The organism is Bacillus sp. GB_SG_008 (assembly GCF_052038115.1).
Taxonomy (GTDB): domain Bacteria; phylum Bacillota; class Bacilli; order Bacillales; family Bacillaceae_G; genus Bacillus_A; species Bacillus_A rhizoplanae.
This window is the reverse complement of record NZ_JBPZSK010000005.1, coordinates 385,539-406,571: the sequence shown is the minus strand read 5'-3', so window position 1 is coordinate 406,571 and position 21,033 is coordinate 385,539. Positions and strand designations below refer to the sequence as shown.

At 34.2% G+C, this 21,033-nt stretch carries 19 protein-coding genes and 2 pseudogenes; 3 read left to right on the top strand and 18 right to left on the bottom strand.

Going from position 1 to position 21,033, the window contains the following annotated elements; all coding sequences use genetic code 11:
* Nucleotides 1-157: 157 nt before the first annotated feature.
* From lepB to ACTDJC_RS15770, 9 genes and pseudogenes are all read right to left on the bottom strand, one after another.
* Nucleotides 158-700, bottom strand: coding sequence for a signal peptidase I (gene lepB / locus ACTDJC_RS15810; RefSeq protein ID WP_440603974.1), 543 nt, complete (start codon nucleotides 698-700; stop codon nucleotides 158-160).
* Nucleotides 701-713: 13 nt separating this feature from the next.
* The gene (locus ACTDJC_RS15805; RefSeq protein ID WP_440603973.1) at nucleotides 714-1,394 is read right to left on the bottom strand and encodes a copper homeostasis protein CutC; all 681 of its coding nucleotides are present in this window, start codon (nucleotides 1,392-1,394) and stop codon (nucleotides 714-716) included.
* 60 nt (nucleotides 1,395-1,454) lie between these two features.
* Nucleotides 1,455-2,609: an acyl-CoA dehydrogenase family protein gene (locus tag ACTDJC_RS15800; RefSeq protein ID WP_098311279.1), complete on the bottom strand. Its 1,155-nt coding sequence runs from the start codon at nucleotides 2,607-2,609 to the stop codon at nucleotides 1,455-1,457.
* A 232-nt stretch (nucleotides 2,610-2,841) separates the two neighbouring features.
* The gene (locus ACTDJC_RS15795; protein WP_098311280.1) at nucleotides 2,842-3,468 is read right to left on the bottom strand and encodes a YdcF family protein; all 627 of its coding nucleotides are present in this window, start codon (nucleotides 3,466-3,468) and stop codon (nucleotides 2,842-2,844) included.
* An 893-nt stretch (nucleotides 3,469-4,361) separates the two neighbouring features.
* Entirely contained in the window at nucleotides 4,362-6,176 is a 1,815-nt protein-coding gene (locus ACTDJC_RS15790) for a M3 family oligoendopeptidase (RefSeq protein ID WP_098311282.1), read from the bottom strand.
* A gap of 361 nt (nucleotides 6,177-6,537) precedes the next feature.
* Nucleotides 6,538-7,035, bottom strand: coding sequence for a GNAT family N-acetyltransferase (locus ACTDJC_RS15785; RefSeq protein ID WP_098311283.1), 498 nt, complete (start codon nucleotides 7,033-7,035; stop codon nucleotides 6,538-6,540).
* Between the two features lie 31 nt (nucleotides 7,036-7,066).
* Nucleotides 7,067-7,256 (bottom strand): annotated as a pseudogene (locus ACTDJC_RS15780) (GNAT family N-acetyltransferase); the annotation flags it as partial.
* On the bottom strand, nucleotides 7,193-7,369 hold the full coding sequence (locus ACTDJC_RS15775; RefSeq protein WP_253629810.1) for a hypothetical protein: 177 nt from the start codon (nucleotides 7,367-7,369) through the stop codon (nucleotides 7,193-7,195). The pseudogene ACTDJC_RS15780 and the gene ACTDJC_RS15775, both read right to left, overlap by 64 nt.
* 153 nt (nucleotides 7,370-7,522) lie before the next feature.
* The gene (locus ACTDJC_RS15770; RefSeq protein WP_375337666.1) at nucleotides 7,523-9,835 is read right to left on the bottom strand and encodes an AAA domain-containing protein; all 2,313 of its coding nucleotides are present in this window, start codon (nucleotides 9,833-9,835) and stop codon (nucleotides 7,523-7,525) included.
* 137 nt (nucleotides 9,836-9,972) lie between these two features.
* On the opposite strand from ACTDJC_RS15770, the gene ACTDJC_RS15765 reads away from it, so the two are divergent.
* Together ACTDJC_RS15765 and ACTDJC_RS15760 are read left to right on the top strand one after the other, a co-directional pair.
* Nucleotides 9,973-10,434, top strand: coding sequence for a GNAT family N-acetyltransferase (locus ACTDJC_RS15765; protein WP_098311285.1), 462 nt, complete (start codon nucleotides 9,973-9,975; stop codon nucleotides 10,432-10,434).
* A gap of 139 nt (nucleotides 10,435-10,573) precedes the next feature.
* Nucleotides 10,574-10,804: pseudogene (locus ACTDJC_RS15760) on the top strand (IS66 family transposase); the annotation flags it as partial.
* Between the two features lie 491 nt (nucleotides 10,805-11,295).
* On the opposite strand, the gene ACTDJC_RS15755 reads toward ACTDJC_RS15760, so the two are convergent.
* Entirely contained in the window at nucleotides 11,296-11,925 is a 630-nt protein-coding gene (locus tag ACTDJC_RS15755) for a hypothetical protein (RefSeq protein ID WP_098311286.1), read from the bottom strand.
* Between the two features lie 170 nt (nucleotides 11,926-12,095).
* On the opposite strand from ACTDJC_RS15755, the gene ACTDJC_RS15750 reads away from it, so the two are divergent.
* Nucleotides 12,096-12,464 carry a winged helix-turn-helix transcriptional regulator gene (locus ACTDJC_RS15750; RefSeq protein WP_253629813.1) on the top strand — a complete coding sequence of 123 codons (369 nt, stop codon included), beginning with the start codon at nucleotides 12,096-12,098 and terminating at the stop codon, nucleotides 12,462-12,464.
* A gap of 519 nt (nucleotides 12,465-12,983) precedes the next feature.
* Here ACTDJC_RS15750 and ACTDJC_RS15745 read toward each other — a convergent pair.
* The 8 genes from ACTDJC_RS15745 to ACTDJC_RS15710 all read right to left on the bottom strand — a co-directional run bounded on the left by ACTDJC_RS15745 (nucleotide 12,984) and on the right by ACTDJC_RS15710 (nucleotide 20,948).
* Nucleotides 12,984-14,363: a sensor histidine kinase gene (locus ACTDJC_RS15745; protein WP_440603972.1), complete on the bottom strand. Its 1,380-nt coding sequence runs from the start codon at nucleotides 14,361-14,363 to the stop codon at nucleotides 12,984-12,986.
* A gap of 1 nt (nucleotide 14,364) precedes the next feature.
* Nucleotides 14,365-15,036: a response regulator transcription factor gene (locus tag ACTDJC_RS15740; RefSeq protein WP_098310774.1), complete on the bottom strand. Its 672-nt coding sequence runs from the start codon at nucleotides 15,034-15,036 to the stop codon at nucleotides 14,365-14,367.
* 96 nt (nucleotides 15,037-15,132) lie between these two features.
* Nucleotides 15,133-16,380, bottom strand: a complete 1,248-nt coding sequence (locus tag ACTDJC_RS15735) for a DUF1015 domain-containing protein (RefSeq protein ID WP_440603971.1) — start codon at nucleotides 16,378-16,380, stop codon at nucleotides 15,133-15,135.
* Nucleotides 16,381-16,543: 163 nt separating this feature from the next.
* Nucleotides 16,544-17,716 (bottom strand): 3-phosphoglycerate dehydrogenase family protein, encoded by a 1,173-nt coding sequence (locus ACTDJC_RS15730; RefSeq protein ID WP_429718274.1) that lies wholly within the window; start codon nucleotides 17,714-17,716, stop codon nucleotides 16,544-16,546.
* 12 nt (nucleotides 17,717-17,728) lie between these two features.
* Complete coding sequence (gene serC, locus ACTDJC_RS15725; RefSeq protein ID WP_440603970.1) at nucleotides 17,729-18,811, bottom strand: 3-phosphoserine/phosphohydroxythreonine transaminase; 1,083 nt, start codon at nucleotides 18,809-18,811, stop codon at nucleotides 17,729-17,731.
* Nucleotides 18,812-19,238: 427 nt separating this feature from the next.
* A complete protein-coding gene (locus ACTDJC_RS15720) occupies nucleotides 19,239-19,430 on the bottom strand; it encodes a DUF378 domain-containing protein (protein ID WP_098310778.1) in 192 nt (63 codons plus the stop codon).
* A gap of 137 nt (nucleotides 19,431-19,567) precedes the next feature.
* Complete coding sequence (locus tag ACTDJC_RS15715; RefSeq protein WP_098310779.1) at nucleotides 19,568-19,768, bottom strand: NETI motif-containing protein; 201 nt, start codon at nucleotides 19,766-19,768, stop codon at nucleotides 19,568-19,570.
* Between the two features lie 4 nt (nucleotides 19,769-19,772).
* On the bottom strand, nucleotides 19,773-20,948 hold the full coding sequence (locus tag ACTDJC_RS15710) for an MFS transporter (protein WP_098310780.1): 1,176 nt from the start codon (nucleotides 20,946-20,948) through the stop codon (nucleotides 19,773-19,775).
* Between the last annotated feature and the right edge of the window lie 85 nt (nucleotides 20,949-21,033).

The window sequence follows — 21,033 nt, the reverse complement described above, 5'->3', positions numbered from 1 at the left end:
CCGTATTTCAGAACGCCTATTCCGATTTTCGAAATGAAATATCTGTTTTAAATTATAAAATATTCTTTCAATTCTAACAATATATTTTTTATCTTTAATAAAAATAAAAAAAAGCAATCAAACTCTAAATGAGTTTAGTTGCTTTTTTTACAAACTACTATAATGTTCTAGCATGCTGCAGTGGCCAAAATACCACTGAACCTTTCCCAACAATTTGTTTTTCAGAAACAAAACCAAATGCTCGGCTATCCTTAGATACTTGACGGTTATCTCCCAGTACAAATACATAACCTTCAGGAACTGTTTTCTTTCCAGTTATCTCTTCTAACGTAAAGTCAGGAGTTAGCTCCCCTCCAGATAGTTGCTTTTTATATTCATCTAAATATGGTTCAGCAACTGGCTTACCATTTACATATAAAACATCATGTTTATACTCAATTGTATCTCCAGGTAAACCAATTACCCGTTTTACTAAATCATGACCTTCATTCCCGTGAAAGACAATGATATTAAAACGATCTACTCCTTGTAGACTATATCCAATTTTATTTACAACCATTCTCTCATTATTTTCTAGCGTTGGCATCATGGATTCTCCCTGTACAAGTGACGGTGTAAATAAAAATGCACGACAAACAAATGCAATAACCAAAGCTAGAGCTATACTTTTAACCCATGACACGATTTCATTCTTTTTCATCTAGATATCTCCTTTAACAACTAGTCAGTTTTACAATTTCTTGTACATTTTGAACGACAACTTCACCAAAACACGATTTTCCTTCTCTCACCGTTGTACCAACATGAGCTTGTGTAATTCCAGTATCGTGTAGCAATTGCTGCACATTCTCTTTCGTCACACCACTGCCAACAACAATTTGTATTTGTCCCTCACTTGCTTGATTCATACCGCGCAAAACAGAAATGTTATCTTCTATTTTTCCTTGTCCACCAGATGTTAAAATATGTGTAATCTTATTAAATTTCCGCAATATTTTTACGTTTCCTACTAAATCCGTCATTTCATCAATTGCTCGGTGAAACGTCACATTCATTTCATCTACTTCTTCTAATAACTGTCCTAATTTTTCTTCATCAATTTTATTATCTTCATTCAAAACACCTAAAACAACACCAGTTGCGCCAAGTTGTTTTGCGATGCGAATATCCTCTTTCATTAACTCAATTTCCTCTTTAGAATATACGAAAGATTTTGCATGTGGACGAATCATGACATGTACAGGAATGGTAACGGCTTCTATTACATTTTTTATTAATGCATAGCTTGGTGTAAGCCCGCCTTCTGTAAATGCTGTAATTAACTCTATCCGTTCTCCACCACCACGTTCAATCCGTTTTGCATCTTCTAAACATGTTGCGATGACTTCTAACATATGTATTCTCCTTTTCATACATCACTTGCCCTTATTATATACGAAAAGGAAAAACAGTGCCTATTTTTCCTTTTCAAAATCTTGCAAGGCATGCTGCGCTAATAGTGAAATTGTCGCATCATCCATCGGAGGATTATGAAGTCCAGCACGTACGTGTAAGTAATAGCGATGTAATGGATTTTTCTCAGATAAACTTCTGGCTCCGACAATACGCATCGCTTTATCTACAATAGAAATTGCCGTATTTGTCGCAGTATACTTCACCGCGGCCATCTCTGCTTGCAAACTTTCTTTACTTCCTTCTTCATACTGCTTTGCAACACTATATAAGAAAGAACGGGCTTGCATCATTTCTAATTCCATTTCTCCTATTAACCTTTGAACATTTGGCACCGTTGCTATAGGTGCTTGTAAACTATTCGGTTGATACGTTGCTGCAAATTGCAAGGCATACCGACGTGCAGCTTGTGCAATGCCAAGATAACAAGCTGGAATATGCAGCAGCCATCCTCTTCTCTTTGTCATCCTACGCGGAGAAATAATCTCTACAAAGTATTTATATGGAACCACTACTTGTTCTAAAATTAGATCATGACTTGCTGTCCCGCGCATAGCTACACTATCCCACGTTTCTTCAATTGAAACACCCTCTGTATTACGCGGGACAAGAAACTCCCCTACTTCCTCTGTCCCTTCTATAGATGCTGAAACGAGAAAGTAATCTAATACCGGTGCCATTGTTGTGAATGTTTTTCTACCAGAAATGATCCAAGTATTTCCCTTTTTGACAGCTGTTGTCTCTGGCTTTCCTCCTCGTGTTGGACTGCCCGTATTTCGTTCCGTTGCTGCTCGGTTTACAAGTGCGCCGTCTTTCACTTTCTCACAAAGCCAAGAAAACAACTTCTTATTCCATGAGCGATTTTCCGAAAGTTCTTGTATAATTCCAAGATGCCAGCCCATACATAATGCTGTTGAACCATCACCTTGTGCAATATATTCCTGAAATAGTAAAAAATCATACAGAGATATTCCTGCCCCGCCTTCGTCGTACGGAACAGTCCATGCTGTATATCCAATCCCTTTTAAATCTTCTATATTTTCAAAAGGAAATGAATGTAATTCATCTAACTGCTGTTCTCTATTTGAGAATAGAGTGATATATGGTTGTAATTTACTTAATCGCTCTCGTTGCTTTTTCGTTCTTATAAACCCCATTTCATCAGCCCCCTCTATTTCATGCTAAAATTATATGCACACTGTTCTCTTTAGCTACTTTAGTTATCCCACACTAATGAACTGTAAAGACCTTACTAATGGATGTTTCGTTATATACATTCTATTCCTTAAACATATTAATCTACATTTCAATTGTTGCACTATTCCGATGAAAAAACAATGTTTTAAGCACAAAAAAGATTTCCTAAAAACATTAGGAAATCTTCCTTTTTTAATCGCCTTTAAAAAAACGAACAGGCAAAGATGCAACATATCCAAGATAAGAACATAACTCTTTGAAAAAGAATGGTAACTCTGTGTCTAGACTACGATAAGCAGACGTTGGTGTTGGCGAAGAATATGCATCCATACCAAGATGCTTTGCAATTTGCATTGCTCGCTTCATATGAAGTGGATCACTTACAAGTGTATACGTTTGTAAGCCATGTTCTTTTCCAATTTGCAGAGCATTTTTTAAATTCTCTTCTGTATAACGTGATTCCGTTTCAATTAAAATATCTTCCTCTTTTACATTATGCTTTAATGCATATATTTTCGCAGTACGCGCTTCTTCTAATTCCGTTTCAAATTTCGTACCACCTGTAAAAATTATTTTTTTAACGCTTCCATTCTGATAAAGAGAAATGGCGTGATTAATTCTCTCACGAAATACTGGAGACGGTTTTCCATTCCACGACGCGGCTCCTAATACAATCGCAGCATCCGTATCAACTTGATCTGTCTTAGAACGATAATGCCAAATATCATACGCCGCATAGCTTACAAATACAATAATTAAACCAAGTATAAATAAGAGTGCCTGTACCACCCTTATTTTTATACTTCTTTTTTTCTTCATAACATTACAGCCCCCGTATTTCCTACATACTTTATATAAAAATTCGTTAAATCGAATGTTCGTTCAATTTGTTATTTGAATTGATTTGAAAGAAGGTGTTTTCCCTCATAGCAGTTCTATCCCGCATTAACGGGCAGTATGACCCTCACCTCAAGATTCAGAGTAAGCAAAGAAGATAGATGAGGGGTAACTGCCCGTAAAAGCCCGATTAATTCAATTAACCATCAGTGGGAGATGAAGCCCCCCACTGATGGAAGTTTCACTTTATAAAAGGATTTTCAATAAAAAAGAGGTTTTTATATTTCACACTTACATTCGTGGTCTACTTATAATAATAACAACTTATATTTCTATCAAATTCTCATACTTCTATATTGTAGCGAATTTTTTTAAAGAATGGAACGCTGAAACAAAAGTATATAAAATACGTAATAGTTTTGTAAGAAAAATGCCTTCAAATTGATTTATCAAGACCTAAATTATAGAAATTCATAAAAAATAAAGGGTGATACATATTAGTCATGTATAATATGTACCACCCTTTTAATTCTTGTTCAACAAACGCGCACGATTGCGGAAGATTATATCTACATCAATATGCACTTGCAGCATTCTGTGTTATAAATTCATTTGTTGTATGTACAGTTGCATATATTCCATTTAGAGCACTGATAAATCCAAAGTGAACCTGTTCAGCTAGAACTATTCGGTCTAGATGGGGTCCTGCCGACAAAACGCGTATATTATACGTTAATCCAATTTTTAGAATAAAAAAACCTGATTTTTCTACGTTAAGCAGCAGAATTAGGTTTTTTTATTACCTACAAGTATGGGTACGCCTATGATTCTTTTTAACTAAAATTAAGTCATTTTATTTCCTACAGTATTTTTACTTATTGAAACACTTTTCCTTGTGAAGAAGTTAATTTCATAAACTCTTCAGCATCTTTAACGCATAATTTTATTCCTTTTTCCCAAAAAGCTCCTGATGTGATATCTTCTCCTAAATGTTTCATCACTAAATCTTCTGTGGACATACTTCCTGAATCCCGAAGTAAATTTAAATAATCGCTTTCAAACTCTTTACCTTTTTCCTTTGCTCCTGCAAATATACTTAATGCAAATAAATATCCGAATGTATATGGAAAATTGTAGAATGGAGATTGTGTAATATAATAATGTGGTGTCCATATCCATGAATGTAATGAAGCATTATCAAGAGAACCATCATATCCTACATCTATTGCTTCTTGCATGATTTCATTTAAGCGTGATGATGAAACAATCCCCTCCTTACGTTCTTCGTAAAATTTCTTTTCAAACAAAAACCTAGAATGAATATTCATAAAATTCATGACGCTACGCTTTAATTTCTCATCAAGTAAGAATAATCTTTCATTAGTAGATTTAGCTTTTTGCATTGCAGCATCTAAGATAATCATCTCTGAAAACGTTGAAGCAGTTTCAGCAATGCTCATCGGATATTGTTTATTCATTCCATGAATAGATTTCATTGCATGGTTATGAAAGGCATGGCCTAATTCATGAACTAGTGTTAATACATTTGTAATTGTACCACCAAATGTCATAAAAACTCTTGATTCCCCCGAAAGTGGAAACCCAGCACAAAATGCAACAGCTGACTTATTGGAACGATCTTCTGCTTCTATCCAGCCCTCATTGAAAGCCTTTCTAGAGAAACTTTCTAATTCGGTTCCAAATTGACTAAAGTGATCCAATATAAAGTCAACAGCATCTTCATATTCTATTTTTTGATTACTTTTTGCAATAGGTGCCCAAAAGTTAAATGATTTCATTTTTTCATAGCCATTCATTTTTGCTTTTTGATTTAAGTAATCAGTGAATGGTTTTTTAAATTTACTAACTGCAGACCACATTGCATGAAGCGTTTCCTCTTTCATACGATTTTTTATTAAAGATTCTTCTATTACATTATCTAAGCCACACTTCTTGTAAACTTGTAATCGAAAGCCTGCAATATGATTTAATATTTTCGCAAATAGTTCTTCATTCTCTCTCCACTTATCTTCTAAAGCATTATGAGATTCTTTACGAACTTCTTCATTAGGATGTGAACGTAAGTTTATAGCTTGACCCACTGATAATTTGTTTTGTTCTCCATTTATTTGAACTTTAATCCTAATATTACTCATAAAAGAATTATAAAATTGGCCCCAAGCATGATACCCATCTACCATAAGGTCTGACACTAAATTTTGTTCTTCATTTGAAAGTTTCATTTTAGCATCTTTACGCCATTCATTTAGTATAAACTTGTAGTTTGCTAAAAAATCAGTATTAAGCAAGTCCTCCCACAAATATTGATTAGTTTTTACTAAAATATTTTTCACTTTTTGCAATGCAGATTCAAAACGAGCATTTATTGTTGTTATTTTCCCTTTTAACGTTATAGCATGTTGATCTTTAGGATTTTGAGCAAGAAGGCAGGTTATAAAAGAATTAGCTTGTGATATATAAATTCGAATGTCTCCTATGTAATCAAGTAAATCTGCAAATTTTTCTGATTCATTTACGTCTTGTGGGGTATTAAAAAAATTTAGTTTTTCTTCAAATTTATTGACTTTGACTTCTAAGTCTTTTATATGTTCATTTAATTGAGATGATTCACTTCCACCCGAGAATAGATAATCTAAGTTCCAAACTTGTAGATATTTTGTTTCTTTCAATTGCTACTCCCCCTTAAATTACAATGATCCAACAGTAACCAAACGTACATTCTAAATTTTATCATATCGTAGAGTGTTAATGAGTTTTATTTAATTATTTTACTCCATGCTTTACTTTTCACTCTTCCTATCACCGCACCATAAATATCCATATTGATTATGTAATATGTACTATTAACAGTTCTAAAAACGACCGTTTATGGGACTTCTATCTAAATTTCAAATTCAGTTTCAAAACTTATTACCAAAAATAAAAGGTCCTAACATATTATTTATGACTAATATGTTAGGACCTTTATATTTTAAGTTTTTTTGAATTTAGATCTTGATAAATTGATTAGAAGGCATTTCTCTTGAACTACTATTTCAAAATCCAATATTTCATATGTTCTTCCTGTAATACACAACAAAAACCTGATTTCTCTAACACTCTTGCAGAAGCAGTGTTACTTGTTAAACATTCCGCTTTAATCGTCGTTACATTTTGCTGGTTCAATAACCATTGTACAAGGCCTTTTGTCATTTCTGTAGCATAGCCTTTTCCTTGGTAATCTGGGACAATGCTATATCCAATTTCAACGATCCCATTCACATCCGGACTACCTTTACAGCCCATATCTCCAATAATTTTCTGATCTTCTTTATGAATAATAAGACCACTCCATCGACTATTATCTGGATTTTCACGTAATCGTTCTGCTATCCACGGTAAAATTTCCGCATAATCAGGCATTGGCCATTGATTAGCAACTTGGTAAGGTATTATTTTTGAAATCTCCTCAGTCCCTTTTATTGTAGCCTCTACTAATTCTAATGTGAAAGATATCATTTTTAAACGTTCTGTTTCTATATATGGCATCTTTTTCCTCCTACTTACATTTTACACTCATTTATTTATTTTCTAATTGTTCTTTTACACTTGGCCAATCTTCTGAGATAATACTATGCACAACAGCATCTCACATATCCATTTGGAAGTTGGCGTTCATTTCACAGAATTCCTTCTTTTACTGCACCTAATCTTTCAATAGCCCGCTGTGAATTTTCATTCCGAGCATCTGTTTTAATGTGTGCACGTAATTTGTTATTAAATATGTCCAAATATCTAGGTGTTTTTCAATAATGGCATACAATGAACATGCATCTTTTACAGATAATAATTGTAATATAGCTCGGTTATGTACAATTTTCACAGGACAGTCCTCATTTCTATTTATCTCAACTATATAATAATATTAATCTTACGAATTTTCAAAATAATAATCATCGAAAATAACCCCAGACAATTTTTCGTCTGAGGAATTCTCGTTTAATCTTATTCTAATAATGATTCTTCAATAATAATTTTATATTTTTATATCTAAAAATCCTTTTAATACTCCAATTGTTTGCGGAGCTTGTAGCCTCGCTGCAATATATGGAAATTCTGGACTACCATCAAATATCATATGAGCTGTTAATGGAGCACCTACCCACATTATTTCATCGTCAATGATAATGAATGGCATCACCTTGTTTTGACGACGCGCTTGTACGTTTTTTATCGGAATTGCACCTTCTGTATATAGGATAACACTTGCTTCTGCATGTGCTAATGCTTGCCAAATCCTCTTATCCATACGGCTTGAATTCGGAATGGATACAATAATTTTCTTTTTTGCTGAAACAATGTCTTTTAATAATGCCCTCGGTTCTTCGGCACTCGTTTGTACAACCCAACGTAATCTTTTTGTAATCTTCCGCTCTAGAAACGCTCTTGATGTTGTACGATCATACACATTTCCTCGCTTTTGTAAGTGCTGTGTTAAATAAGATAAGGCTTGTTTTCGCGAAAGATTTTGCTTCATATATTGGCAATCTGATAACTGAATAAATTTCCCTCTTGCTCTCGTTACTGCAACATTAACGAGTCGATGGTTTTTTTGATCAAAGAATAATACACCTGGTCGTTCTTGCGGATAACTATCAACTGTATCGAATAAAATCATATCACGTTCAGACCCTTGAAATTTATGAACTGTCGCCGCTAGTACAGGTGCATTTTTGAACTTTGTTTTTTGAAGAAATTCTCGGGTACACGTTGATAAAAAACGTGCCTGAGCACGGTATGGTGTAACGATACCAATTGACGATATTCCATCCACTAAACCAATTAACGCAAGTTGCATCGCTAATAGTCCAGAAAAAATATTATAACGTGAGCTAGATGCAACATCTTTTAATGAATAAGCACCGATACTACTTGTATCCATTAAAACTGCCGCTTCCTTCATGAAAGGCTGTAAATTTGCAATATCGTTTCGCGCTGCAACAGATGGATGGTCGAACACTTCATTTTTATAAATAAACTCATTTGTAAAACTTGAAATATGCGGATGCATGCGACGCTGCTCTTGCAGCATGTATAAATTCGGATGCTTTTTGTGCTCGTTTACAGATTCTACTATACCTGCATGATAAAACATATCTTCTTTTAACCATTTATTCACAAGCTCATGATTTGATAAAGCAATCGGTGGTAATTGTAGAAAGTCCCCGCAAACGACAATTCGCTTTCCTAAAGAAGCTGCCAATGCTATTTGCGGAACATATGCCATACTTACTTCATCGACGACCACAAGATCAAATGTTCTTTCATAAACAAGTGAATCGATTGCACATTTCGATAATGTCGCCCCAATGACTTTTGCATTTTCAATATACTCTTTTTCAACTTCCTTCACTTTTGCTTTTTGCTTCCGAAGTTCTCCTTCTATTTCTTGCATTCTTCGTTTTTCGGAAGAAGTTGCTTTATAAGAGAGGATTTTTTGTCTTAATTCTTGTCTTAATTCTTCTAAATACAGCCGCTCTTCTTCCCAATCTTCATTTGTTGATTCAACTAATCGCGTAGTAAGTAACGTTTCATGATTCCGGATTTGTTCATTTTGACTAAAACCATAACGAATAACGTCTCCTGGTACCCATTTCTCTTTTTTCTCAATTTGCTTTGTTACTTCACTCATTAATACATCAACCGCAGCATTACTATGAGCTAATACAAGAACAGATTTTCCACTTTGATAATGAGCTGCAATAATTCGCGATAAATTATATGATTTCCCTGTACCCGGAGGTCCCCAGACGTATGTTGTTGCATTATAAAAAGCACGATATGCAAGTTCATTTTTCATTTTTTTCATTTTCACAATATGCTTTGGCTCACTATCACCCCGTAATAACCGTTTCACGCGCTGACGTCTTTGTTTATCCTTTCTTACCTCTTTTAAACGCTCTTGCAACTGTTCTAACAGTTGCCACGGTTCACTATATAACGCCGCTTCTTGTATATGTTGCTGTATATAACAATTGAGTTTCACTTCAATGTCTAACCCTTGAACAGATAATACTTCTCCAGTTGCTTCCTCACCGTCAAATTCAATTCGAATTGGTGTTCCGTCTGGTAAACTTACTTCAGAAATAAGCTGAAATACATATACACTACTTTCATAGTCTGTATATAAAAAACGTCCATTTATAATGGATAGTTTACTTCCACCAATTGTTTTCCAATGTTTAATTTCATATGTTAACGCTTGATGCCACTCTTTCATCGTCTCTGTTAATGAAGGAGTTTGCGCAGATGTAATCATGTTTATATCTCCTTCCTCTACTGCAAACATACTTTCTCACTATACCATACATTTAGCTTATATTAATGAAATTCTCATCGCTGTTTCATTAACAGCTTTATCCTTTAATTTTAAATAAGATATAATAGAAAGAACTTCTGAACATCCTCAATGAAAAAGGTGATATTATGAAAATTAATGAAACAAATAATTATGAAATAATTGCAAAACTAAATGAACCGGTACAAAACATACATGCATCCCTATATCCTCAACATTTTCATCCTTATCATTATGATGCTGTAAAAGATTTTTTTCAAAATGTGATTAGTAATCCTAATTTTATTTTTTTACTATTAGAAGAGTCTAATCAATCTCTCGGCTATGCATGGATGGAAATTAAAAATTATCCAGGAAATGCTTTCAAAAAACCGTATACTTCTATATACATACATCAAATCAGTATACTAGAAACATATAGAAATAAAGGATATGGCTCACAATTACTAGATTACATTTACAAAATCGCAAATAACAAAAACATAAACATGATAGAACTAGACTACTGGCTTGCTAATACTACAGCAAAACAATTTTACGCAAAAAATGGATTTGAACTATATCGTGAATTCATTTATAAAAAAATATAATATTATGATTTTTCAAATCCTCTGTATCTAGAATTAACAATACATAATATTTTTATCCAAATACCCCTTATCAAAATCCGGAATTTTCATTATTTTTATTACACGTAGATATATACAAAAGTAAAAAAGGCGCACAATTTTTAGTTTGAATCAATGGAATCATCTTGAAGCTTTTTTATTAGATGATCACTTAGAAATCGATAACAACAGAAGTGAACGTTCTATTAAACCGTTTGTAATTGGGAGAAAAAATTGGATGTTTTCAAATACACCGCGAGGTGCTAGAGGAAGTGCCATCATGTATAGTGTGGTTGAAACCGCAAAAGAGAATAATTTAGGTCCCTATCATTATCTTCTTTATTTGTTTGAAGTCGATGAAAATGGTAAATATACCATAATTGCTACTCCTAAATATGATGATTTAGATAACTCTTACTTTTACGGTGATTATGAAGCCAAAAAAATTAAGGAATAGAATAGATTATTAAGTCGAGTTACCATAAGAGGAGTATTATAAGAAGGCTAAAAAAGTATTTGTATTATTTTGTTGTATTAATATTTTCATTTATTTATGGAATATTTAATAAATAGCTTTTATTGAACTAACGCATGCTTTAGTTCAATAAGAATTCAAAAGGACTGTCTAAATTTGACAGTCCTTTTTCAATGATTAAATATCAACATTTTACTTTAACGCTTAATCTTTCATGGTCCTTTTATTAAACTATCCATTTTATAGAGTACAGTTCATTTTACTACCAACTTAATTTTTCCGTGTTTATTACACGTCTGTACAAATGTTAGGAGCTTACTGCCTATTCATACGGAATAAAATTTTGTTTTCAAGTTTTCCTTTTTCAATTACACAAATAAAATATTTCTTTGCGCTCCTTCAAGAACACCTTCCTGAATTTGTTTTACAAATCGATAAATCATTTGTTCTTTTTGTAAAGAAGCTATTTCTTGCTCGTTTATATAAGCTGCATAGTAGTATTTCCATAATAAGATAATCATCTCAATTTTATTTTCTTTTTTAACCAACGAATTTTTTTTGATATACTCTACAAATGAGTTTGCATTCGTTACATATTCAATTTGCATTTGTGTAAAAATATTGGCGAATCTCTTTTTAGAATTATACCGAACTGTGCCTTCTTGCTTCATTTCTTTTACTATACTCTTAAATATTTCATCTGTCACTTTGCTTTTTTCACCAAAATAGTGCATCCATTCTTTACATGTACGTCTTTTGTTATTTTGTATACATAATATAAGTTGATTCACGTATACACGATTTGTACCTTGATTATTTCTTATTTCTATTTCATCATTTTGATTTAACTGTACATAGCCCTTTTCAAGTAATTCAATGAATAATATTCCTATCGTGTACAATGGTAAACTAAATGTATAACGACTGTTTATTGTCATTGGTTGCTCTGCCAAAGAGCTACTAATAAAACCTTTTGTCATCTTCCCCATTTCTTGCATATATAATCCCTCCCCTATATAACTATCTCCTAATCCAATTGTGTTAATATAGAATAAAGCGATTACTTCCGCTCTACATCTTTCATTATATATGTAGTATAAAAACGCGAGAAGAATGCACTTTTTTGATAGAAAGTATCCTCTAGGATACCGAATGGAAGGTGAAAAGCATGGAGCAAGATTTACGTCATGAGGTATTACATAAAATACAAAATAAAGAATTTAATTGTGCGAAAGAATTAACGTTATCCATCATTAGTGGAAAATGGAAAATTGTCATTTTATATCGATTAGGTATAAATGGTCCAATGCGCTTTAGTACCATTCAACATTTATTTCCCAAAATTACACATAAAGTATTAACGAAACAATTACGCGAATTAGAAGATGATGGTGTAATCGCAAGAAAAGTTTATCCAGAAATCCCGCCTAAAGTAGAGTATTCTTTAACAGATCTCGGCGAAAGCTTACAGCCCATTTTACAAATGATGTACGACTGGGGAGAAAAGAGAATTCAGCAATTACAAAAAGAATCATAATTGAATACCCTTACAGGATAAACATAATACTTTTTCATCTATATAAAAATGGAGCCTTAATACATACAGCTCCATTTTCCATATACCATTAAATCTTTTATACGAAATAGCCGATTAAGTTTAGCGACCTGCTCATCTAAATTAAAACGCCTTATTGGGGTCTCGCCAAATCTCTATCAATTTAAGAAACACACTCTTCTCCAAAACGATAAAAATGAACTTCGGTGCTATAAAAACACAAAATTTCCATTTAGATGGTGCTTTAAAATCTTAGCTTGATAGGTATGTGGTGGTACCCCTATCGTATAGAGCAACCTAAATAAAAGGAGCCTATATCGAAAGTTACTTAGTAATTTTCGATATAGGCTTTTAATTATAATACTTAATTGTAGTTATATATCTTTAACCTCATAGCTCCTTTTTTGTTGTTAACTAAGTGTGTAATGCACTGCTAAATTGTACACTTAGTTATTATTTGTATCTTCAAATCAAAACCATTACATAATTTGTAGAATCTTTTTACGCTTTTGGAAGCTGAATTGTAAACGTGGTACCTTCTCCTTTTATACTGTGTACAGTAATAGTGCCTTCATGAAGATCAACAATTTTTTTCACAATCGAAAGGCCTAACCCACTTCCTTCTATTGTTCTATTTCGCGCTTCATCAGCTTTGTAGAACCGCTCAAAAATCTTTTCTATCTCCTCTTCACTCATACCTAGTCCTGTGTCAGAGATAGTAAAATGCAATTCCGTTTCTTTCTCTTCCCCGTAAAACGAAATGGTCCCACCACTTTCTGTGAATTTAATGCTATTCGTCAATAAATTTGTCCACACTTGATGGAGCAAATTTTCATCTCCATACACTTGTATACTTGGAACATCCAATTCAATCGCGACATCTTTTTCACGCCATTGCCACTCTAACATAAAAATAACATCTCTTATTTGCTTTCCGGCATCAAACATTTTCTTATCTAAAACTTGTTCTTCTTTATCTAGGGATGCAAGCGTTAATAATTGTTTACACAAACTAGACATACGTCTACTTTCAGATTCAATAATTTTCAAATAACGCTTACGTTCTAATTCACTCATATCATTTGTTTGTAACGTCTTCGAAAACCCTTGAATTGACGCAAGAGGTGATTGAAATTCATGCGAAACGTTTGAAACAAACTCTTGCCGCATTCGATCTAAATCCTTTAAGCTTTTTGCCATTTTACGAAAGCTGACAGCCAGTGTTCCAATTTCATCTTTTCGATATTCCGGCAGTGCTATTTCATACTCTCCATTTGCAATTTTCTTAGTTGCACTCGTAAAAAGTTGAATAGGACGTACAATAAACCGAGCTGCAATCGCAATACAAATAATACTTATTACAACGGTTAAGCATATTAATGCAGCAAAGAAAATGCGCATTTCTCCAAATTGCTGTTGAATATCAGGACGAATAAAGAGCGCATAGTTTGTCCCATCATGTTGAATCGGAATCCCAATACTATTTAAAAGCTCATTATCAAAAAAACCTGTTATAAATAACCGTGCAGGGTACGTTGAAATACCATTGTATGTGTGCCCGTTTAATACACTATCTATTGTTTCTTTACTCACATTAATTTTTCGAAAGGCATTCCCATATCGCTTTCCTTGTTTATGATCATCTACAACATAAATTTCAAAACCAAGTTTAGAAATAGATTGTAAATACTCCTCTCGACTATGTTCATCCGACTTTTCATATAAATGTTTAACTTCTTGAGCGTATTTTAAAATCTTTTCACTGTTATATGGTTTCAAATAAATATGATAATACACATTCGATAATAAAAAACCAACTATACTACTGGCTAACATAATAACAATAGAAATTATAACAAATCGTGAATACAATGATCGCATTTTATTTCAACTCCAATTTATATCCAAGACCACGCACCGTCTTAATTTGAAAATCATCTGTCCGTTTAGAAAAACGATCACGCAATCGCTTAATATGTACATCTACGGTACGTTCATCTCCCGCAAAATCAACTCCCCATACAAGTTCAATCAATTCTTCCCGAGAAAAAATTCGTCCTGGATAACTTGCAAGCTGTGATAGTAACTCAAATTCTTTTAGCGGTAATAAAATAGTTTGTTCTTGACAACGTACTTCATAGCTTTTCCGATCGATTGTCGTTCCATGTAATTGAATAATATCTGCATTTAACATTTGATAACGACGTAACAATGCTTTCATTCGAAATAATACTTCCGCCGGTTCAAACGGTTTTACAATATAATCATCCGTTCCAACAGAAAAGCCCTTTTCCTTATCTATTAACTGATCTTTTGCCGTTAACATAATAACTGGTATATCATAATATTTTCTAATTTCTTCACAAAGTGTATAACCATCCATATGCGGCATCATAATGTCAACAATCGCCAAATGAATTGTTTCTTTCTCTAATATAGACTGTGCTACTTTTCCATCTTCAGCTTCCCACACTGTATAACCTTCTTTTTGAAGGTGATAACGTAGAAGTTCTCTTATATGTAAATCATCATCAGCCAATAAAATATGTATCATATATCTCGAGTCCTTTCCTTCAGTTAGTACGACTTTACATTATAAGATTGATACAAAATATGCAAGAAAAAAAGAGAAAGCAATCTGCCCCCTCTTCTACTCTAACGAATGAATAAATAAACCGCTGCGAAGCTTCGGTTCAAACCACGTTGACTTTGGCGGCATAACTTCTCCTGCATCCGCAATATCCAGTAAATCTTCCATTGTTGTTGGATACATGGAAAAAGCAACAGTCCACCCTTCCTCATCAACCATTCTTTCTAGCTCTTTCAGTCCGCGTATTCCTCCTACAAAATCAATTCTGTCATTTGTACGAGGATCGTCAATATGTAAAATCGTATGTAACAATTGTTCTTGTAAAATCGATACATCTAATCTTTTTACAACATCATTTGCATCAAACATATTTGGTTTTGCAGTCAGCTTATACCATACTTTATTCAAATACATCCCAAATGTATGACGCTCTGCTGGTTTATATGGTACTATATTTGCTTTTTCTACATAAAAAGATTGAGATATTTCTTGTAAGAATTGTTCTTCTGATAACCCGTTTATATCCTTTACAATGCGATTATAATCCCAAATCGATAATTCATCTTTCGGGAAAAGTACAGATAAAAAGTAATTAAATTCTTCTTCACCTGTATAACTAGAATATGCTTCGCGGCGCATCATTCCAACTTTCACAGCAGATGCTGAGCGATGATGGCCATCAGCAATATATAAAGAAGGTATTTCCTCAAACTGCTCTATTAATGTAGTAATGACTCTTTCTTCATGAATTATCCACGCTTTATGCCTAATTGCATCATCTGCTGTAAATTCATAAACCGGGCTATGCGTTGCTTTCCAATTCGCAATTACATTTGCAATTTCACTTTTCCCGCGATATGTTACAAAGATTGGTCCTGTATGAGCATTACATACATCAACATGACGAATGCGATCTTTTTCTTTTTCAGCTCTCGTCCGCTCATGTTTCTTAATGGTGTCGTTCATATATTCATCAATCGATGTACAAACAACAAGTCCAGTTTGAGAACGACCATTCATTGTAAGTTCATAAATATAAAAACATTCTTTCTCTTCTTGTATAAGCACACCTGTTTCAACCATATGTTGTAAATTGCTTTTTGCTTTCTCATACACAGCGTTATCATAAGGTGAAATAGATGAACTTAAGTCAATTTCAGCCTTATCAATATGCAAAAATGAATAAGGATTATCTTTTGCAATTTCTCTTGCTTCACTACTATTGAGTACATCATATGGAAGAGCAGCCACTTCTTTTGCGCGCTCTTGTACAGGGCGAATTGCCCGAAATGGTTTAATTGTTGCCAATGAAATCTCTCCTTTATCCCGCTATTCGCGGGCAGTAAGCCCCTCCACCTCAAGATTCAGAGGGAAGCGAAGAAGATAGGTGGGGGATAACTGCCCGTAAAAGCCTGATTAGTTCAACTAACCATTAGTAGGGGATGAAGCCCCCACTGATGGAAGTTTCACTTTATACAATCATCCGTACTGCTACGACACCTGTAATGTTTCTAATAGTTGCAACAACATCTTCTTTAATAATATCATCTATACCATTATCAATATCAATCATTGTATATGCAAAAGAGCCTTTACTACGGTTGACCATATCTGCAATATTAATATGATGCTCTGCCAAACACGCTGTAATTTGGCCCACCATGTTCGGAATATTTTGATGCGCAATTGTAATTCGTTTCTTTCCGATATAAGGAAGTTCTACATTTGGATAATTAACCGAATTACGAATATTACCAGTTTCTAAAAAGTCTCGCAGCTGCCGAGATGCCATAACCGCACAATTTTCTTCTGACTCATTGGTAGATGCTCCGAGATGCGGTGTTGCAATGACATTTTTCATTTGTAGCACACGCTCATTTGGAAAATCTGTTATATAATGCTTTACAATGCCCGCCTCAAGTGCTTGTTCTAATGCTGTTTCATCAACAAGCTCTCCACGAGAGAAATTTAAAATACGAACTCCCTTTTTCATTACTTGAAATGCATGTTCATTTATTATGTCTCGCGTTTGTTCAACTAATGGAACGTGTAAGGTAATATAGTCACATGTCGCAAAAATTTCCTCTAAACTGAATGCTCGCTGCACTTGTCTAGATAACCGCCAAGCTGTTTCAACAGAAACATATGGATCATAACCAACAACATCCATCCCTAGTGATAGAGCATCGTTTGCAACAAGAGCTCCAATTGCTCCTAGTCCAATAACGCCAAGTCGCTTTCCTGCAATCTCTGAACCAACATATTGCTTTTTCCCTTTCTCGACAAGCTGTGGTACCTCTTCCCCTTGCAAATCTTTTGTCCACACAATCCCATCTACAAGATTACGAGATGACATAATTAAACTTGCAAGTATAAGTTCTTTTACCGCATTCGCATTAGCCCCTGGTGTATTAAAAACAACAATTCCTTTCTCTGTACAGCGCTCAACTGGTATGTTATTTACACCTGCACCCGCTCTAGCGATGGCTTTTAACTGCTCAGAAAACTCCTCATGATGCAATGAATAGCTGCGCAGCAAAATACCATCAGGCTGCTCAATTGTTTCTCCTACACTATATGTATCTGTTGAAAAAGTAGCAATCCCTTTTTCAGCAATTTGATTCAACGTTTGAATATGAAACATTTCTTCATCCCCTTATTTGTGTTTCTTTTCAAATATATGCATAAAATCCACAAGCGCTTGTACGCCCTCTATTGGCATTGCGTTATAAATACTAGCACGCATACCGCCAACAGAACGATGCCCTTTTAATGTTTCAAAACCAAGCTTTTTTGCTTCTTGTATAAACAATGCATCCCGTTCATTTGAAGATGTTGTAAATGGAATATTCATTAAAGATCGATACGTAGCATTTACTGGTGAAGTGAATAAACTTGACTCATCTAAAAAGTTGTATAAAATTGCTGCTTTTTCGTGATTTCTTTTCTCTATTGCCTGCACGCCGCCTTGCGCTTTCAGCCATTGTAAAACTAACTTTGTTACATAAATGCTAAAGGATGGTGGAGTATTATAAAGTGAATTATGTTTACTGTAAGTTTCATAGTTTAACATCGTCGGACAAGCAGAATTTGCAGAGCCAATTAAATCTTTACGAACAATAACAACTGTTAATCCTGCAGGCCCTAAATTTTTCTGTGCTCCGGCATAAATAAGGCCAAATTTTGTTATATCATACTCTTCGGATAAAATATTTGAAGACATATCAGCAACAAGTGGGATTTCTCCTGTTTCAGGAATATTGACATAACGTGTACCTTCAATTGTATTGTTCGTTGTAATATGCACATAATCTATTTCTCGTGAAAAAAGTGTGCTATTTATCTCTGGAATGGATTTAAATTGATCATTTTCTGAAGATGCAACAACCGAAACAGTTCCGATTTTTTCCGCTTCTTGAATCGCCTTTTTTGACCAAGAACCTGTATGTACATATGCCGCTTGCTTATTTCGGTGCATTAAATTTAGTGGAATCATGGAGAATTGTAAAGATGCGCCTCCTTGTATAAAAAGCACTTCATAATTTTCAGGGATATTCATTAATTCACAAAGTAGATCTTTCGTTTCGTCTATAATGTCCTGAAATGCTGTAGATCTATGGCTCATTTCCATTATAGACATACCTGTTTCATGATAGTTCAATAGTTCTTTTTGTACCTGCTCTAAAACGGGTATTGGAAGTATAGATGGTCCAGCTGAAAAATTGTATACTCGATGCATCTTATTCTCCTCTTTCCTTTATTTTTATAAGTTTTTAAACTTTCTGAATTATAACGCATATAAAATACTCGGTCAAACTGTTTTGCTTATTTTATTCTAAGACGTATTGGAACCGTTCGCACAAGTAATTTTTCATAAAGTGAAACTTCCATCAGCAGAGAGTTTTCCTCATCCTCCACCGATAGAAAACCCATCCAATTGGACTCTCACAGCTGTTATCTCTCACTTATCTCCTTTTTCTTCAGATGGGAGCCTTACTCCCCGTTAATGCGAGATAACGCAAAATTCTCCACTAACACTCAGTTGAATCCATCAAACCACACGATCCCTCCATCTTCTATCCTTCTAAACATTGAAGCAATCGAATGAAAATACAAAAAGTGTTAAGCACGTCTGCTTAACACTTTAAATAATAGTTGTATAATTGCTAATTACTTGCAAAAAAACGGTCGTAAATTTGGTACAGAGCAGAAAGACCAAAAAGCCAATAAACGGTGTCAACAAGTGCTGATACAGAACCAAAAAGTTTTTCTACGAGATTAAAATCTAGCGCAACAAATAACCAATTCAAACCGCCAATAATCACCAGAATTGCTGTAAGGTAAGACAAAAATTTCATTATGATTGCCCCCTCGGTGAAAAATGGTGAAAGGCCTTTCGCTATATTATATGTGGTATATTCTTAAATTTGCACATTTTTTCTAAAAACATTTTTAAATATTAAAACAGAAATAGAAAGTTCTTCGCAAGACCTCTTTATTTTACCTTTCCTTCAAATACTATTTTTCGTCCACACGGCTCTACAACAGTTTTCCCCTCTCTTTTCACCTCATGAAAAATAGGCTCTTCCATTCGACGGGAAGGTGTATATCCTTCTTTTTCCATTCTCTCTAAACACTGTGCAATTGTTTCATCTGGTAATACTTCAAATTTTTTCTTTTTTAATTGTTTTGTCATTGTTTTACCTACTTTCTACTTTCCTTACCATTGATTGACTTCTCATATATGTCATATAAATAATCGATATAACTGCCATGACGATCATAACAGCAAGAAAAAAGCTTGTATACTGTATTTTCTCTATAAACAGTCCACCTAATACAGGACCCGTAATGCTTCCGACACTAAAAGCAATTCCGCACAAAATGTTTCCTGCTGGTAGTAAGTGCCTTGGTAATAAATCTGTCATATAACCGAGCCCCAGTGAAAAACATGATCCAATGACCATACCCCCAATTAACATAAACGCAAATACAAACCCATAATACTCATCAAATACAGCTGCTAATAGAAAAATCAATGTACTAATGCTAAACGACCATGTTAGAATACGCTCCCTTCCAAATCGATCGCTAAGCATACCAAGTGGAATTTGCGTAACAATTCCACCAATAGCAAACGCTGGTAATAAAAATGAAATTTGTTCAACTGACCAACCTTTCCGCATTGCATATACAGGCAAATTACTATTAAGCATCGCTTCCAATGCACCATAAGCTAATGGTGCAAGCAGTGCAATCCAGCCAATCATCAACACTTGTTTATAGCGCTGCAAAGAAGATTCACTTTCTTGATTCACTTCACCTTGATCCGGGAATGTATTTTGCGTCGGAATCAATAATAACCAGCCTATTAAACAAAGAACTGTCGATACAATAAACGGAGTTGTAATACCATATTGTACTGTACTTGCTAGGTATGGTCCGATTGCAAAACCGATACCGAAAAATGCTCCGTAAATGGAAACCTGTTTTCCTACTTTATGCGGACTTGCAGTCGTTGTAATCCATGTTTGCGTCCCAACATGAAGCATATGATCTCCTACTCCAACTAAAAAACGAAGAACAAACCACACCCAAAAAGAAAATGTTTGTGTAAATAAAAATAGTGCTCCAACAACAATAAAGCCCCCAATTACAATAAGAGGCTTCATCCCAAACTTTTGCATCGGTTTCTCAAGCCAAGGTGAAATAACAAGAATGCCAATATATAATGCCGTAGCATGAATACCATTAAAACTTGAGCTAATCCCTTCCTTCTCAAAAATCATTGCAATTGCCGGCAACAACATACCTTGTGAAAGTCCAGATATTGCAACAATTCCAATCATAACCCAAAATGTATACCTTCTCCCCATTTTATTACGCTCCCTCTTTGAACTCACATCCTTTATTATAGCTGTTTTATTCATAAATCGTATACTCTCAATTTACACAAAAATT